Origin of the sequence: Baaleninema sp., from assembly GCF_049974805.1 — a bacterium.
GTDB lineage: Bacteria > Cyanobacteriota > Cyanobacteriia > Cyanobacteriales > Geitlerinemataceae > Baaleninema.
In genome coordinates, this window is record NZ_JBNGCO010000010.1 from 1 (window position 1) to 15,718 (window position 15,718).

General features: G+C 53.2%; 12 protein-coding genes. 8 read left to right on the forward strand and 4 right to left on the reverse strand.

From position 1 onward, the window contains the following. Positions 1-397: 397 nt before the first annotated feature. Entirely contained in the window at positions 398-1,735 is a 1,338-nt protein-coding gene (locus ACP5D4_RS03570; RefSeq protein ID WP_428010254.1) for a hypothetical protein, read from the reverse strand. 191 nt (positions 1,736-1,926) lie between these two features. On the opposite strand from ACP5D4_RS03570, the gene ACP5D4_RS03575 reads away from it, so the two are divergent. The 8 genes from ACP5D4_RS03575 (at position 1,927) to ACP5D4_RS03610 (ending at position 10,644) form a co-directional block, all read left to right on the forward strand. After that, complete coding sequence (locus ACP5D4_RS03575) at positions 1,927-2,610, forward strand: hypothetical protein (protein WP_428010255.1); 684 nt, start codon at positions 1,927-1,929, stop codon at positions 2,608-2,610. Further along, complete coding sequence (locus ACP5D4_RS03580) at positions 2,610-4,526, forward strand: AAA family ATPase (RefSeq protein WP_428010256.1); 1,917 nt, start codon at positions 2,610-2,612, stop codon at positions 4,524-4,526. Before ACP5D4_RS03575 ends, ACP5D4_RS03580 begins: the two co-directional genes overlap by 1 nt. Positions 4,527-4,614: 88 nt before the next feature. After that, positions 4,615-5,220: a vWA domain-containing protein gene (locus tag ACP5D4_RS03585; RefSeq protein WP_428010257.1), complete on the forward strand. Its 606-nt coding sequence runs from the start codon at positions 4,615-4,617 to the stop codon at positions 5,218-5,220. Positions 5,221-5,374: 154 nt separating this feature from the next. Further along, on the forward strand, positions 5,375-6,160 hold the full coding sequence (locus ACP5D4_RS03590) for a PhzF family phenazine biosynthesis protein (RefSeq protein WP_428010258.1): 786 nt from the start codon (positions 5,375-5,377) through the stop codon (positions 6,158-6,160). 85 nt (positions 6,161-6,245) lie between these two features. Then, the gene (gene rnc, locus ACP5D4_RS03595) at positions 6,246-7,364 is read left to right on the forward strand and encodes a ribonuclease III (RefSeq protein WP_428010259.1); all 1,119 of its coding nucleotides are present in this window, start codon (positions 6,246-6,248) and stop codon (positions 7,362-7,364) included. A 122-nt stretch (positions 7,365-7,486) separates the two neighbouring features. Continuing rightward, on the forward strand, positions 7,487-8,410 hold the full coding sequence (locus tag ACP5D4_RS03600) for a DUF6282 family protein (protein ID WP_428010260.1): 924 nt from the start codon (positions 7,487-7,489) through the stop codon (positions 8,408-8,410). A 110-nt stretch (positions 8,411-8,520) separates the two neighbouring features. Continuing rightward, complete coding sequence (locus ACP5D4_RS03605; protein ID WP_428010261.1) at positions 8,521-9,057, forward strand: hypothetical protein; 537 nt, start codon at positions 8,521-8,523, stop codon at positions 9,055-9,057. Between the two features lie 135 nt (positions 9,058-9,192). Then, on the forward strand, positions 9,193-10,644 hold the full coding sequence (locus ACP5D4_RS03610; RefSeq protein WP_428010262.1) for a DASH family cryptochrome: 1,452 nt from the start codon (positions 9,193-9,195) through the stop codon (positions 10,642-10,644). Positions 10,645-10,750: 106 nt separating this feature from the next. On the opposite strand, the gene ACP5D4_RS03615 is transcribed toward ACP5D4_RS03610, so the two are convergent. The 3 genes from ACP5D4_RS03615 to fni form a co-directional block, all read right to left on the reverse strand. Further along, positions 10,751-12,544 (reverse strand): adenylate/guanylate cyclase domain-containing protein, encoded by a 1,794-nt coding sequence (locus tag ACP5D4_RS03615; RefSeq protein ID WP_428010263.1) that lies wholly within the window; start codon positions 12,542-12,544, stop codon positions 10,751-10,753. Positions 12,545-12,553: 9 nt separating this feature from the next. Continuing rightward, the gene (gene sppA, locus ACP5D4_RS03620) at positions 12,554-14,359 is read right to left on the reverse strand and encodes a signal peptide peptidase SppA (protein ID WP_428010264.1); all 1,806 of its coding nucleotides are present in this window, start codon (positions 14,357-14,359) and stop codon (positions 12,554-12,556) included. Between the two features lie 215 nt (positions 14,360-14,574). Further along, positions 14,575-15,633: a type 2 isopentenyl-diphosphate Delta-isomerase gene (fni, locus tag ACP5D4_RS03625; protein ID WP_428010265.1), complete on the reverse strand. Its 1,059-nt coding sequence runs from the start codon at positions 15,631-15,633 to the stop codon at positions 14,575-14,577. Positions 15,634-15,718 lie beyond the last annotated feature (85 nt).

Consider the following 15,718-nt stretch of genomic DNA (forward strand, 5'->3'; position numbering starts at 1 on the left):
AAGGTGGATCGACGAACCAGGAATCCCCCTGCCTTCAGGCGGGGGAGAACGTCAACCGGCAAGCTCTTGCCTGCCTAACAGAGGTCGAGATCGGGCTGGCGTGTTCGCATCTACCGTACAGTGGAGCGCCAAATCCTGAGTCTCCAGACTTGACGCTTGAAGCTTTTACCCACGCGAGCTATTTTCCGCATGGAACCCCATAACTTCAGTTTTCAAGGTTCTCATCTTTCGATGCCAGGTTTTTGCTGAGGTTGGCTACCTGTGCCTCAATAAGTAGAATTGTAGCCTCGAAGCTTAAAAGCTTCAACGCGTTCGTCCCACGCTTAAAAGACGTGGGCTTTGCTCCCTTCCCTGTCAAATGGATCGGAAGAATTAGGGCGGATCGATTCTCAATTCACTAAGACCCTGATTCTAGGCGCCTGCGCCATTCCTCGTCGATTTTATCCGACTGCTCGAACTCTTGCTCGAGCAAATCTTTCTCGGTCGTATAGGCTAAATCTTCCCCAGAAATTGCCGTTTCTGCGGCGAACTGACGGGCGTAGTCTAGCTTCGGTTGCAGTTGGGATTTCGCCTGTTCGTAGGCTAAGGCTCGCGCTTTTCGGTCTTCGTTGCGTCCGGCGATGCGGCCGTTGCGCCATTGAATCCAGAAATAGCGAATTAAAGGAACCGCTAAAAACGCTGTTCCGTAGGCTAATAAAATGCCGTAAATCGACGCCACGAAGGCCACGAGTCCGCCGAGTTCTGCCACCAAGGCGCGATCCTGTAACAAGGAGCCTAACATCAAGGCACCGATGATGTTGAGGGCGCCGAGTCCCGTCGAAAGTAAGATTTGACCGGAACTGGCGCGGCTGAATTTCCAGGGACGCTCTTGTAAGTACGGTTCGACAGATTGGCGCGATCGCTGTTGCGCCGTAACTTGCAGTTCTGGGAAGCGATACACCAACTGTCCTTCGGGGCTGACTTCTGGGTAGCCGTCGAACTTCGCCAACACCGGAAGCATATAGTCTTCGGTTTCGCGATCGAACTGACTCCCCAAATCGTCCAGATAGGGGGCAATCTGTTCGGCGACGACGACGCCTTGATGGTTGCGAATCACCGTGGCGATATCCTGCCAGCGACGCTCTTCTAAATCGGCGTTGGGGTTTCCGTCGCCGAAAAGGAACGAAAAGACGGCTTCGAGGAAGTTGAGTTCCGACTCGTTCTCTGGGTTGGTCGAGGCTTGGCTGCGCCGCATCCGACTGCGAGAACTGCTGTAAGCGGCGGGATCGTAAAACCAGAACCAATCCCATATCCAAAATCGCGGTAGGAAGAAGAACCCGCCACCGCCGCCGCGATCGCTACTTCCGCCGCCGCCGCCGTCACCGTCGCGACTGGAACTGGCGGCGAAGAGAATGACAGCGATCGTCACGAAAATTAAGACGATCGACAAAATCAGCAGCGTCCCGAAGGAAATGCGAATTAAATAAAACAAGACGCGCCAGACTTTATCCCACCAGGCTTTGAGGCGCAGGCGAAAAAACTTGTTGCGGAGAACGGTGCGAAGATTTTTGGGAAACTGATAAACGATATCCCCGGTTTCGGCCACTTGCAGGTGTCCCCCCACGTCCGAGGCGAGGGCGAGGAGTCCCTGTTGGGCGAAGTTGACTTTGAGTCCGGCTTGACTGGCGACGTCGCCAACGGTGGCGCGGTAGTTCAGTTTTTCAACTGCATCGATAATCTGGGGATTGGGAGCCATAACGTAGGGAGAAGAGTGGAGAAAAAAGCCTCTTATCGATCGTTATAGCAAATTCCCACCGGGAGGCGGCGGCAAGTTAGGTTCGGTTCTGGGAGAGGCCCCCAAGGGAGCGGTCGGCGTGGTGGCGAAACGATCAACTCTCGCCAGTATGTCAAAATTTGGGAAACGTTGTTCCTAGACTCCCAAAACTGATGACTCGCAACGGCGATCCCGTCGAATTTTCCCCGAAAACCTATTGGCGCGTTATTGGGGCGGTTTTAGCTGCCTTGTTTGTCATTCCTGCTATGTTACAAGGGGGCATTGCCTTCTTTCGTGCCTTTTTCGATACCTTGACGACGATGTTACTGGCGGTGAACCTGGTGGGATTCGCGGCGATCGCGGGAACGGGAGGGTTGCTGTTGTGGCAGCGCGATCGCCATCGCCGAAACCAACAAGCCGCCGCGTTGCGAGAGCAGCTGTATCGACAGATTCGCGAAAGCCGCCAACCCTTTACTCTGCAAGAGTTTGCGGCGCGGGTGCAGTCTCCCCCCTCCCAGGTGAAACCTCTACTCGACGAAACAGCGCGGGAATTCGATGCTAGATTTGAAATAACGGATCGAGGAGACGTTCGTTACTGCTTCTATCCCGATGCTCCGGCGTCCCGTGCGCCCGATCGCGCGGCGCTCGAACCCGAGACCGAGACCTGGCCAGCGCCACTGATTCAAGCACAATTGGCTCGTCGGCTCGATGTCAGTCCCAGTACGATCGGCAAACGCAAGCACAAACCGGATTTTGTCGAATGGGTTCGATCGAAAGACCCCGACGGCATTCCGTGGCGCTATTGTAACGAGGCGAAGCAGTTTTTTCCCGTCGATTCCGAGTCGATAGGTCGTTAGTGGAAGCGTTACCGATTTTGGATCGCCGTACTCTCGCCGATCTCAACCGCGCCATCGAACGCCACAATCCCTTCTCGGGTTTGTCCGAACTCGGCGAACTCGAGGTTTGGAGTGGTGCGATACCCGACTGCGAAAGCGTCCACCGCGAGGCCACTCAAGCCTTGGCAGCGGCGTTGAAGGCGGTGGAAAGGGGCAAGCGCATCGAACCCCTGATGGTCTTGGGGGAGGAGGGAACCGGTAAAACCCATCTCCTCAGTCGGGTGTGGCGTCAGTTGAAAGCCTCGGAACGGGGCGCGTTCGTCTATGTAGACGCCCAACAGTTTCAGGACGGAACAGCTATCCGTCAGGGGTTGCTGTCGGCGGTGGTGCGCGGCTTGACGCAGCGGGGCGCGACGGGATTCATGCAGTGGCAGGAGTTGGCGAGTTTTTTGGCCAATCAGGCGTTTCGCGGTATCGACGCCACGGCGAAGACGATGACGCCGGAGATGGCGGTGAAACGGTTGAAGATGCAACCCCACGATCGCAACCGCGTTTGGATCGATCGCGTGGCGGAGGCGTTTTTTAAGGTGCGGCCGGATATTGACGATCCGGATATCGTACGGGCGATTTTGTGGACGCTGTCCCCCTCGCAAGCGCCGTTTGCTCGTAAGTGGTTGGGGGGGCGATCGCTGGCGGGGTGGAAACTGGACGAGTTGGGGCTTCCGAGTCACGCTTCGGAGGTGCGAGAGTCGAAAGCGGGGGAGTTACTTCAGGAAATTTTACAGTTGCTTGGAGATTGGCGCCCGGTGGTGGTGGCGTTCGATCGACTCGACGATCTCGAGGACGAGGAGGAAGAGGACGACGATCTCGAGGAACATTGGGACTTGCGGGTGCCGGTGGGGGCGATGGTGCGCCTGTCGCAAACGGTTCGATCGCTGCGGAGTTGTCACGGGACGGTACTGTTGAGCGTGATGATACCGGATACTTGGTATCGGACGGTGCAACCGATGCTGGGGTCGATGGTTCGTCACGTGAGCGATCGCAGCGATCCGGTGCGCCTGTCGGAACCGGACGATAAGATGATTCCGGCAGTGGTGCAAGCCTGGTTGGCACAGTTTTACGGGGAACGAGGTTTGATGCCGCCGACACCGCTGTATCCGTTTGACGGGGCGCAGTTGACGGCGTTGGCGCGGGAAGAGTCCAATTTTGAAGAAGTCATTTCCTGGTGTGGGGAAAATTTCCATCCGGTGGAAAACGACCCCACGGAACGGGTGGCGCAGGCGTTCGATCGCGCCTTGGAACTCGATCGCTCCCGGGAAATTCTCAACGAACGACAGGTGGCTAAGGCGTTAGCCTTCGCTTTGGAAAGTTGCATCGGTACGACGATCGAAGGGGTGGAACTGCAAGGGGTGGAACGGGAGGTGACGCCGAAATCTGCTAATCGCGGCGCCATTGATTTGAAAATCTTAGGTCAGCGAGACGCCACGCCGGTTTCCATCGGCGTGGCGGTGGTGCAAAGCGATCGCGGCGCGACGGTGGGGGCGCGGTTGCGGAAACTCTGCGATCGAGACACTTTTGGCTTGACGCGAGGCTGTTTGGTGCGATCGCCCGAACTGGAGATTCCCCGCCGTTGGAAAGCGCATCGAGAACTCGAACGCTTGCAAGCTTTGGGGGGCGCTTGGGTGGAATTGCAGGACATCGCCCCCCTGTTGGCGCTGTACCACGTCTTTTTACATCGTCGCGCCTGGGGTTTGTCGCGATCGCGGATTTTGGCCTTTATGGCACAAAAGGGATTGGCGAGTCAGAATCCCACAATTCGAGAGATTTTGCGATCGCGCAGTCCTGAAAATTCCCCCTCGAGTGCTACGGTGGACGAACCTCTCGCGCGGGGAGAAGATTTCGTCGGAAAACGGAATTGCGATCGCTATAAATCCTGAAGGAACCTAGAGAGATCGTGAAATTCCCAAGGGTCTCTCTTCTCCAATGTTACGATATTCTCGACTGAACTCGGTTTGACGGGGCTTTATGTTAGACAATCGCGACTATACGTTGATTATCGACCGCAGCGGCAGTATGTCCGAACAAGACCAAGCTGAGGGCAAAAGTCGTTGGGAAACGGTGCGAGATTCGGCGCTGGCCTTGGCGAAAAAATGCGAAGAATTCGATCCCGATGGCATTACTGTTTATTTATTTTCCAGTAAATTTCGCCGCTACGATAACGTGACGACGGAGAAGGTCGAGCGGATTTTTGCTGAAAATACTCCAGTGGGAAAAACGGATTTGGCTGCCGTTCTCGAAGACGCGCTGAACAATTACTTCGATCGCAAAAAACGCGGACAAGCTAAACCCAACGGCGAAACCTTTTTGGTTATTACCGATGGCGAACCCGACGACCGTAAAACGGTCATCAAACTCATTATTCAGGCGTCACGACAGATCGATCGCGACGAAGAACTCGCCCTGTCTTTTATTCAAGTGGGAACCGATCCCAAAGTTACGGAATACTTAAAAGCCTTAGACGATCGCCTCACCGAAGCCGGGGCGAAATTCGATATCGTCGATACCGTCCCCTTAGAAGATATGAAAGGACAATCCCTGTCGGACGTTTTACTCAACGCCATTATCGATTGATAGCGGTTGAGTCCTCTGAAAACCGACGTTTTCTCGCTCTTCCTCAAGGGGTAAAAAATCGTAAATTCCCAGCATGCCAAGATGCGGGGAATTTCAAGCGCAACTTCTCCATTTTCTTCTCGATTTCTCTTTCGGTTTTTCTCTCAAACTGGCGATGCAACTCCTCCAAATCGACGCTTTCACTGACGAACCCTATCGCGGAAATCCCGCCGCCGTTTGCGTCCTCGAAGAACCCGCCGAGGCGGACTGGATGCAGCGCGTCGCCGCCGAGATGAACCTCTCCGAAACCGCTTTTCTCCACCCGGAAGCGGATGGCTATCGACTGCGGTGGTTCACCCCCACCGTGGAAGTGGACTTGTGTGGCCACGCCACCCTGGCTAGCGCCCACGCCCTCTGGGAACTGGGCGAAGCTGCCCCCAACGACCGGATTCACTTCCACACCCGCAGCGGCCGCTTAACCGCCAGACAGCATCAGGGATGGATTGAGTTAGATTTTCCCGCCAGTCCCGTGGTCGAAATCGAACCGCCGTCGCAACTGGTGGAGGTGTTGGGCGTCCGGCCGCAGTTCGTGGGTGAAAACATTTTGAAATATTTGTTGGTGGAACTGTCTTCTGAAGAAGACTTGCGACAACTGCAACCGGATTTTGCTAAACTCGCTAAACTTCCTGTGAGCGGTATGATTGTTACGAATCGCTCGATTTCTGACTACGACTTCGTTTCGCGCTTTTTTGCTCCGGCGATGGGAATTGACGAAGACCCCGTTACGGGGTCGGCGCATTGTGCTTTAGCCCCTTACTGGGGTAAAAAGTTAGGAAAAATGGAATTGACGGGATATCAAGCCTCGCCTCGCGGGGGCGTCGTCCGAGTTCGTCGCGATGGGGAACGGGTGGTGTTGGGCGGACAAGCGGTTACGGTGTTACGGGGTCAATTGTTGGCTTAATTTGCAACGCTAAATCTGTAGCGTGTGCGGGGCGTTTCCAGGCTTGTAAAGCTGTATTTTAAGTCTTTCGTTCGTGCGTTTTAAGATGATGCAATCTCTGGCAATTTACTGGAACTGTCATAGTATTGAATTTAGCGAAGCTCGAGCTGAAGCGATTTTAGGGGAACTGCGATCGCGAGGTAAGATTGATATTTTTCGAGCTTACGGAAGTTGGACGCCAACGGATTTACAAAATCTCAAACAGTATCAAATTGAGGGTTGTAAGGTTTTAGGAAATTCCCACGCTTTAGAATCCAAAATTATTGTTGATATTACGGAGGTGATTTTTAAAAATAGTACGATCGATTTATTTGTTGTTATCGGAGGCGACCGTTTTTTTACCGCACCACTTCATATTTTAAAACACAGAAATAAGCAATCTTTGTTGATTTTTGACTCTCACAACTACAGTAAATTACTCTATCAGTTGGCAAACGAAACTCGCTCGATCGCTCAATTGGAACATCTTTCTCAATTCCCCGTTTTTCAAAACCCAAAACTTCTCGATTTGGCGTTAACCCATCGGTCTTACGCCAACGAAGCGTCGGGAAAAATCGACCATAACGAACGGTTGGAATTCCTCGGCGACTCAGTATTAAACTTTATTAGTGCCTCGTATTTATATCGTAAAAAAACGGAATTTAGCGAAGCCTATCTGACACGACTGCGATCGAAACTCGTGGACGAACCGCAACTGGCAGTTTTCTCGCGGAAACTGGAACTCAACCGCCACCTCAAACTCGGACAAGGCGCGGAAAAAGACGGCGGCCGCGAAAACGATTCCCTCCTCAGTGATGCTTTTGAAGCCGTCGTCGGGGCGTATTTTCTCGACGCGGGAATCGACAGCGTTCGGGAATTTGTCGAACCTTTTTTTGACAGCGCCATTGAAACCTTTAATACGGCCGATCTCCTCGAAGGGACTCGCCTCACCGACACCAAAAATCGCTTTCAAGAATGGACGTTATCCCACTTTGGAACGCCTCCAACCTATCGTTTAATGGAGCAGTCAGGGCCGCCCCACGCCCGACAGTTTACCGTGGAAGTTGTCGTTAACGAAACGGTGTACGGACGGGGAACGGGTTCGCGCAAGCGGGAAGCAGAAAAACGGGCGGCGGAAGCGGCATTGCAGGCGTTAGAAAAGACGAAAGAGACGAACCGGAAATAAGAGAGATTTCCGGCCTTCTAAGATGCCGCGAATCTGGGAAGACAGAGTTGGGATTCGCAAAAATTGGCAAGACTTCGTTAAAATGAGCGAATTCTTGCCGTAAAAACTCGATCGAACCTCCGATGATGGACGCTTTCTTTCTTCCGCCGCCGCTTCCCCTTCCCGTCGCCATCGCCGCAATTTCCCAACCCTCCCTTCAAGGGGCGATCGAATTTCACGTTCATTCTGCACCGGATATTGTCGATCGCAAACTCGACGATTTCGAGTTAGTCGAACAAGCCGCTAACGCCAAAATGAAAGCGGTGGTATTGAAAAACCACGTTTTACCCACCGCCGATCGCGCTGAACTCTCTCATCACCTCCATCCCGACATCGAAGTATTCGGCGGCGTGGTTCTCAACGAAGCCGTCGGCGGACTCAACCCGAAAGCCGTTGAAGTCATGGCGGATACCGCCGGACATCGCGGGAAAGTGGTTTGGCTTCCCACCCTCGACGCCGACTATCACCGCCGCCAATTCGGACAACCGACGCCGGGAATCCGCGTCGCCACGGGAGATCGGCTGTTACCGTACATGGAAGCGGTGTTACAGGTGGTGCGCGATCGCGATTTAATCCTCGGTACCGGACATATTTCCCCGGAAGAAGTCTTGGCGGTGGTTCGTCGCAGTCGGGAAATGGGAATCGAGAAAATCGTCATCACCCACGCGATGGCGGACGTTCCCGGCTTGTCGGTGTCCGAGATGAAAACTTTGGCGGAGATGGGGGCATATCTGGAATTGGATTACGTGAATGCTTTAATGGGAGAAGAGGCTGTCGATCCGGCTCATCGTCGCTGGCATCGCGTCTCGGTTGAAGAGATGGCGCAGGCGATTCGAGATATCGGTGCCGAACACTTTATCCTGAGTACGGATTTGGGGCGTCCGAAGGACCCGACACCTGTGGATGGATACGTTCGTTTCGTTCGCCAATTACAGAATTCAGGGATATCTACTGAGAAGATTGACGTGATGGCGCGTCAGAATCCGGCGAGATTGTTAGGAATTTAAGTTCCTGGCGTTTCGTTCGCTTTAATGGAAGTAGAAAATCGATGACCTAGGCAATGGAAACGAGTTCTGATAGACCTGAATCGCGACGAGAGGCGATCGAACAAAAAAATATGGACGATATGCTCTTGACCCTAGAGCATTTATTCGAGCGAGAGGAGGCGACGGCGAAAATTGTTCTGGCTTGTCTCTATAATATGGGGTCAGAAAATTTACTTTATCATAAGATTCGCTTTCGTCCGCTGCGAAGCGCATTGCGACCGGTTACGAAAGTCTCGAAGCCGGTGTTTTTGTTTTTTGGATTGCGTTGGTTTAAGGCTAACTGTCCTTGGTTGATTGCGGATTGGTTGCGATCGCTGATCGTCTTCGACGGACAGAAGCCAGCGGAAGAAACTGAAGCGAAACCGATTCAAACGGCGAAATTAGAGGAACTTCCGCCGCCAGATTACGTTCTGCAAGCCGAACGCAGCGATCGCACCATTAAACGCCTCAACGCTCAAGTGAAGTTGTTGACCAGTTCCCTGGTGGTGACGGTGGCGATTTTGGGCAGTATGCTGGCCTGGATGGGGTACGAGTTGCACGTGAGTCGATCGATCGAAAACGATCCCCCCATCGCGACGCAAGATCGAGGCCCGGAATTCCCCTTTTAAGCTTCATCTCTAGGATTAGCCCTCGCGCCGACTTCTCTTAACTTGATTTGTTTTTACAATGGTTTTAAGGTTTGCCTTGAAGCCGTTTTTTTTAGCATTTTTTATCTGATTTGTCAATAGTTTTTTGTCGATTTCATGAAACGAATTTTATTGTGGCATCGTCACGATTTGCGACTGCACGATCGAGCCGACTTACAAGAAGCGATCGCCTCTCAAGCGCAAATTATTCCAGTTTACTGTTTCGATCCGCGTCAGTTTGGAAAAACCGCCTTTGGCTTTCCCAAAACCGGATCGTATCGCGCTCGATTTCTCCGCGAAAGCGTTGCCGACTTGCGAAATTCTTTACGTCAACGAGGCAGCGATCTCGTCGTGCGTTGCGGAAAGCCTGAAAATATTTTACCGCAATTGGCACGAGACTTCAACATCGACGGCGTGTTTTTTCAAGAAGAAGTAACCTCAGAAGAAACGACGATCGATCGCGCCGTCAGCCATCGCTTAAACTCAATGGGCGTAACCGTTAAAACCTTCTGGAGTTCGACGTTATTTCATCCCGACAACCTTCCCGTTTCCATTTCCGATCTTCCCGAAATTTTTACGCAATTTCGCAAACAAGTCGAGAAAAACTCCCCCATCGACGCCACCTTCACCACACCGACGCAACTCCCCCAACTCCCCGGTATAGAAGTCGGGGAAATTCCGACTTTAGAAGCTTTAGGCGTCGAACCGCCACAATTTGACGATCGCGCTGTTTTGAAGTTTAAAGGCGGCGAAACCGCAGGAATGGCGAGGTTGAAAGCCTATTTTTGGGAGTTCGATCGCCTGCGAAGTTACAAACAAACCCGCAACGGAATGTTAGGGGCGAATTACTCCTCTAAATTCTCCCCTTGGTTGGCGTTAGGCTGTCTCTCGCCGCGATACATTTACGAACAAGTAAAAGCCTACGAATCCCAACGGGTTCGCAACGATTCCACCTATTGGCTGGTGTTCGAGTTGTTGTGGCGAGACTACTTTCGATTTATCTGTACCAAACACGGCGATCGCGTGTTTTATCGCGGCGGTTTGCGCGGGTTGGATATCGACTGGAAACAGGATTGGGAACGGTTCGAGTTGTGGGCGCAAGGAAAGACGGGATATCCTCTCGTAGATGCGAACATGAGGGAACTTCGGCTAACTGGATTTATGTCGAATCGCGGGCGTCAAAACGTCGCTAGTTTCCTGACAAAAAATTTAGGAATTGACTGGCGGATGGGGGCGGAATGGTTCGAGTCGTTGTTAATTGACTACGATGTTTGTAGCAATTGGGGAAATTGGAATTACACCGCAGGCGTGGGAAACGACGCGCGGGGATTCCGGTATTTTAATATTCCCAAGCAGGCGAAAGATTACGATCGCAATGGGGATTACGCCTGGCTTCCGGAATTGGCGAAGGTTCCGGGGAAAAAGGTTCACGAGGTTTATCGAATGGAGGCGTCGGAGTTGAAGCGATACGGCGTCTCGCGAGGGGTGGATTATCCTAATCCGGTGGTGGATTTGATGACGTCCGTGAAGGCGAACGAGGCAGTTTATAATGCGGCTTTATCGCGTTGATTCACCACAGAGACATAGAGGAAACAGAGAAGAAATGAGTTATCTTCGGGGGATTCGTTCGAGGCGTAAATTGGGATTTTTGCGGCAAATTTACTCGAAGGTTGGCTTATTGAGGATTCGGGTGGGTTGGAGGTTGAGCGTAATCATCTCTGGCGGTTATTTTTATCGATTTTGTCTCTTTTCTTCCTTTCAGCCAATAGGTAGACATTTCGCCTTTTCCTTTGACTGTAACGGTTCCCCGTTTTTCAAAAATATAGTTGTCTTTTAACAGTTCGTAAGTGGCTTGTGTCAGTTGAATTCGTCCCGGTTCGCCGGAAGATTCCATGCGACTGGCGACGTTGACCGCATCGCCCCAAAGGTCGTAAATAAACTTTTTGGTGCCGATGACCCCCGCGACGACGACGCCAGTATTGACGCCGACGCGAATTTGAAAGGTATGACCGCCTTCGTCGTGGAAGCGTTTGACGGCGGCTTGCATTTCTAAGGCCATGTCGGCGATGGCTTCAGCGTGGTCCGGACGGGGTAAGGGTAAGCCAGAGGCCACCATGTAGGCGTCGCCGATGGTTTTGATTTTTTCGAGTCCGAAGCGTTCGGCCAGGCGATCGAACGTGGAAAACATGAGATTGAGTAAGTCTACGAGTTCGATGGGGGTTAGCTGGGCCGAAAGGGGTGTAAAGCCGACGATATCGGCGAATAAAATGCTGACTTCGTCGAAACTTTCGGCGATCGCACTGCGATCGTGTTTGAGTCGATCGACAATGGTTTCGGGCAAAATATTCAGCAGTAGGTTTTCCGCCCGTTCTTGTTCGTCGGCTAAAGCTTTCGCCCCGATTTCGAGATTTTCTAACATTCCGTTGACGCTGTGGGCGAGACTGCTGAGTTCGTCGTTTCCGGTTTCGCGGACGCGGTGGGACAAGTCGCTACTGGTACCGATTTCGCGCACTTCCTGGCTGAGACTCTCCAGACGCCGCAATACGAGTTTTTCCAGTAACAGCAAAATCGCCCCCGTCAGCAGCAACCCGACGACGAGAACCGAACCGATGAGGTAGTGTAAGGCGGTTTGACCCTGTTGGTAGATATCTCGAGGGAGTTCGACGCGCAACAGTAAAATCGGTTTTCCGAAGAGGTTTTTGAGGAGGGTGTAACCGACGATGGTGTCTTCGTCGAGAACTTGGGTGAAAATGGGGGCGTTTTGGCGGCGATCGCTGCTTTGTTTGACCGGCCCGATTTTCTGGCGAATTTGGCGGACATCTTCCGGAACTGCGTCGCTGTCGAGGCGGTAAAGGGAAATATCCAGTTGCGTCCGATCTTCTAACTCCGCGATGCGATCGCTGTCCCAATACTGTCCCATCAGGAGAATACCCCGCGTCGGGCCGGTTTCGTCGCTGGGGAGGATGGGGCGGGCGGCGATGGCGAGAATCCCTTCCGAGAGTAAGAGTAAGCCTTTTGTGGGTTTCTCGAAATCGAGGCCGGAGTTAAAAACGTTTTTGAAAAATAGCCGGTTTAAGAGGTTTTCGGGAATCGGGGCGGCTTGTTTCTCGTGGAAATCGTAGCCTCCGGCGAAAATGGGGTTGGCGTCGCGATCGAGTAAGAGAAACAGGTTGAGTTCGAGGTTAACAAAGGTTTGGTCGATAAGGTTTTGGGCGCGATACTCCTCGTCTTCCGTTTCCATATACTCGTAGGTATCATCCCACGCCGACCAGTCGAGGGCGGTGCGATCGAGGGCGTCGATTTCCTCTGCTAACGCCGATCGCGCCCGTTCTACATTGCGTTCGGTGTATTTGACTTCAAGTTCGCCGAAACTCCGCAACAAAATCGCCGCGAGACTCGAGGACAACACGGCGATCGATCCCGCAAGGATAAGCCCAATCAGCAGAAGGGTTTTTTGACGCAAACTCATAGCGCCAGTTTATTCGACCTCGATCGAAAATGGCAGTCTCATATAAGTTCCCCGACTGTCGTTATAAGAACTGAGGTCTTCCAGAGTCGTTTGTAGGTCGTTCCACACCTCATCGAGGGGTTCCGGTAACGCCGACTCCTCCGGAACGCCGAACAGGTCTTCGAGAAGTTGTTCCTCAAAACTCTTGACCCGAGGATATTCCTGAACCGTCCAGTCTTCCCCCAGTTCCGCCAGTTCCGCCGCCCGTTGAATCGCCGTTTCCAGGCCGCCGAGACGGTCTACTAACCCCCGTTCTTCCGCGTCGAGTCCCGACCACACGCGCCCTTGGGCGATGTTGCGGACGGTATCGACGGGTAACTCTCGCCAGGTGGACACCTCGCGGATAAACCGTTGGTATACCGTATCGACGAAGGTTTGAAACAGGGCCAGTTCTTCCTCGGTTTTGGGACGAGAGGCGGTCTCGAAATCGGCGAAGTTGGAGGTTTTCACCACGTCCCAGGTAATCCCGTTTTCGTTCCCGATTTCTTGGACGTTGAAAAACACGCCAAACACGCCGATCGATCCCGTGATGGTGTTGGGTTGGGCGATGATTTCGTTAGCGGCCATCGAAATCCAGTAGCCGCCCGAGGCGGCCACGTTCCCCATCGACACGACGATGGGTTTTTCCTGGCGAATCAGTTCCACCTCTCGTTTGATGGCTTCCGAGGCGATGGCGCTTCCACCGGGACTGTTAACGCGCAACACCACCGCTTTCACGTCCTCGTCGAGGCGCAAATCCCGCAGTTTTTTCGAGAATCGATCGCCCCCGATTTGTCGGACGCCCCCTTCCCCTTCCACGATGGCGCCTTCGGCGTAGATCACCGCAATTTCTCGATCGCTGTTGGCGACGATGTCCCCGTTTCTGTTGGGGTTAGTACTTTCGATATAGCGACCCAAACTGACGCTGCGGAAGGATTCGTCCGCCTCGGTGACGTTGGTGAGTTCTTTGAGTCGCGCGATAATTTCATCGTCGTAAGCGGTGCGATCGACCACTTTATATCCGACGGCTTCGTCAGCTTGTAGCAGTCCTTTGGCGCTGGCGAGGGTGCGAACTTGCTGGGCGGTCAGTTCTCGCCGCTGGCTGACGGTATCAGCGAATTCGTTCCAAATATCTGTGAGGAAGGCTTGCAGTTGTTGGCGGTTTTCGTTGCTGTAGTTGCTGCGGATGAAGGGTTCGACAGCGGACTTGTACTCGCCCACGCGCACCACCTGAACGCCGATTCCGTATTTTTCAAACGCCCCCTCTAGAAACGTCGTTTCCGCACTCAAGCCGTTGAGAATCATGACCCCGAGGGGATCGATCGAGAGTTCGTTCGCCGTCGAAGCCAAGTAATATTCCCGTTCCGTCCAATCGCGATCGTGGGCGATAATGGGTTTTCCGCTTTCGCGGAAGCGATCGAGGGCGGCGCGAACTTCTATTAAATTCGCGTATCCCGTTTCCATCGTTCCCGGCGTTCCTCGAACAAACAGCCCTACAATGTTCTGGTCTTCAGCCGCGGCGTCGATGGCGTTGACCACATCTCGCAGGGGAAGAGTACGGGCGTCTTCATCTTCCAACGCCCGCTGTAGGGCTTCTCCCGTCGTCGAGGCGGGTTCGGTATCCTCGATGTTTACCGCCAAATCCAGAACCAACATCGACTCCTCTTCCACTTGGGCGACTCCCGTATCCCGCAACGCAGCGGTGATGACTAAGAAAATCAACCCCCCCAATCCGATGACGGAAAAGAGAATCAAGCCCACAATCGTGGCGAATATGTTTTTTATAAAATCCCGCATAGTTATTTCGTTCGTAAGGTGCGCGTTTTACCGTAAAACGTGAAGACAGTCGCGTGTTGCATTCAACCGAAAAGAGGAGGCGAAGTAGGTTGTTTCGCCTCACGCCGCGTCTCTGTTTTCCGTCGATGTTTTTAATGTAATCCGTCCGCTCGATCGATGCGAAGCGTGGAGCTTCCGAAAATCCCGTTTTCTCGCCCAATTCTCTGAAAAATTCCTTAAAAATCCGTCTTCGCTAAAGCGTCCGACCCTTGCAAGGCGGCGATCGATCCGTTTCCGGTACAAAACAACACCGTCGCCAGTTCGCTTTGCAAGAGATCGACCAATTCGTGAAGGGTGTCCGTCGACTCCGACGCCGCCTTGAGAAACGGCGTCGCCAATCCCGCCAAATTCGCCCCCAACGCCAGGGCTTTCGCCGCATCTAAGCCGTTTCGCAATCCTCCCGAGGCGATAAGGGGAATCTCCGAATCGATCGATCGCACCCCCACGATACACTCCGCCGTCGGAATGCCCCAATCGGCGAAAAGCGTCCCCAAACGACGCTGTTTGACATCTTGCGCCCGTTTCGCCTCCACTTTCGCCCAAGAAGTCCCGCCAGCGCCCGCCACATCGATGGCACTCACCCCCGCTTCCATCAGCCGTTTCGCCATCTTCGCCGAAATGCCGTTTCCCACCTCCTTAGCAATCACTGGAACGGGAAGCTTGTAGCATAAATCATTGATTTTGTCAATAATTCCGCGAAAATTCGTATCGCCGCGACTTTGAACGCACTCCTGAAGGGGGTTGAGGTGAAGGATCAGGGCGTCCGCTTCAATAGATTCGATCGCTCGCCGACATTCCTCAAGTCCGTAATCGTAATTAAGTTGAACCGCGCCAATATTGGCAAACAACAGAATATCGGGAGCCACCGATCGCACCGCAAAAGTGTCCGTCACCTCCGGATTTTCCACCGCCACCCGTTGAGATCCCACCCCCATCGCGAGGCGGTAATGTTGCGCCACTTCCGCGAGGCGGTAATTAATAGTTTTCGCCCTGTCCGTCCCCCCAGTCATCGAAGAAATCAACAGTGGCGCCCCGAGGGATTTACCGAGAAAGGAAGTCGTCAAATCGATGTCGTCGAAATCCAGTTCGGGGAGACAGCAGTGCGTGAAGCGATAGCGTTCCAAGCCGTTGGTCGTTTCGCGAAAGCGAACGTCCTCCTCTAAGCAAATCCGCAGGTGATCGGCTTTGCGGGCTTGAGTGGGCGAGGCGAAAGCAGGCGAGGCGTTAGCAACCATGTCCCAGGGCGATCGACGGCAAAAGACTTGAAAATTAGGATACCGTATTAATTTGTAGCTTCACAAACGACTTTTCACGCGCGGG

Coding starts and splice junctions, on each gene's coding strand:
- ACP5D4_RS03570 (WP_428010254.1), bottom strand. CDS start 1,735: ATGGCTCCCAATCCCCAGATTATCGATGCAGTTGAAAAACTGAACTAC.
- ACP5D4_RS03575 (WP_428010255.1), top strand. CDS start 1,927: ATGACTCGCAACGGCGATCCCGTCGAATTTTCCCCGAAAACCTATTGG.
- ACP5D4_RS03585 (WP_428010257.1), top strand. CDS start 4,615: ATGTTAGACAATCGCGACTATACGTTGATTATCGACCGCAGCGGCAGT.
- ACP5D4_RS03590 (WP_428010258.1), top strand. CDS start 5,375: ATGCAACTCCTCCAAATCGACGCTTTCACTGACGAACCCTATCGCGGA.
- rnc (WP_428010259.1), top strand. CDS start 6,246: ATGATGCAATCTCTGGCAATTTACTGGAACTGTCATAGTATTGAATTT.
- ACP5D4_RS03600 (WP_428010260.1), top strand. CDS start 7,487: ATGATGGACGCTTTCTTTCTTCCGCCGCCGCTTCCCCTTCCCGTCGCC.
- ACP5D4_RS03605 (WP_428010261.1), top strand. CDS start 8,521: ATGGACGATATGCTCTTGACCCTAGAGCATTTATTCGAGCGAGAGGAG.
- ACP5D4_RS03610 (WP_428010262.1), top strand. CDS start 9,193: ATGAAACGAATTTTATTGTGGCATCGTCACGATTTGCGACTGCACGAT.
- ACP5D4_RS03615 (WP_428010263.1), bottom strand. CDS start 12,544: ATGAGTTTGCGTCAAAAAACCCTTCTGCTGATTGGGCTTATCCTTGCG.
- sppA (WP_428010264.1), bottom strand. CDS start 14,359: ATGCGGGATTTTATAAAAAACATATTCGCCACGATTGTGGGCTTGATT.
- fni (WP_428010265.1), bottom strand. CDS start 15,633: ATGGTTGCTAACGCCTCGCCTGCTTTCGCCTCGCCCACTCAAGCCCGC.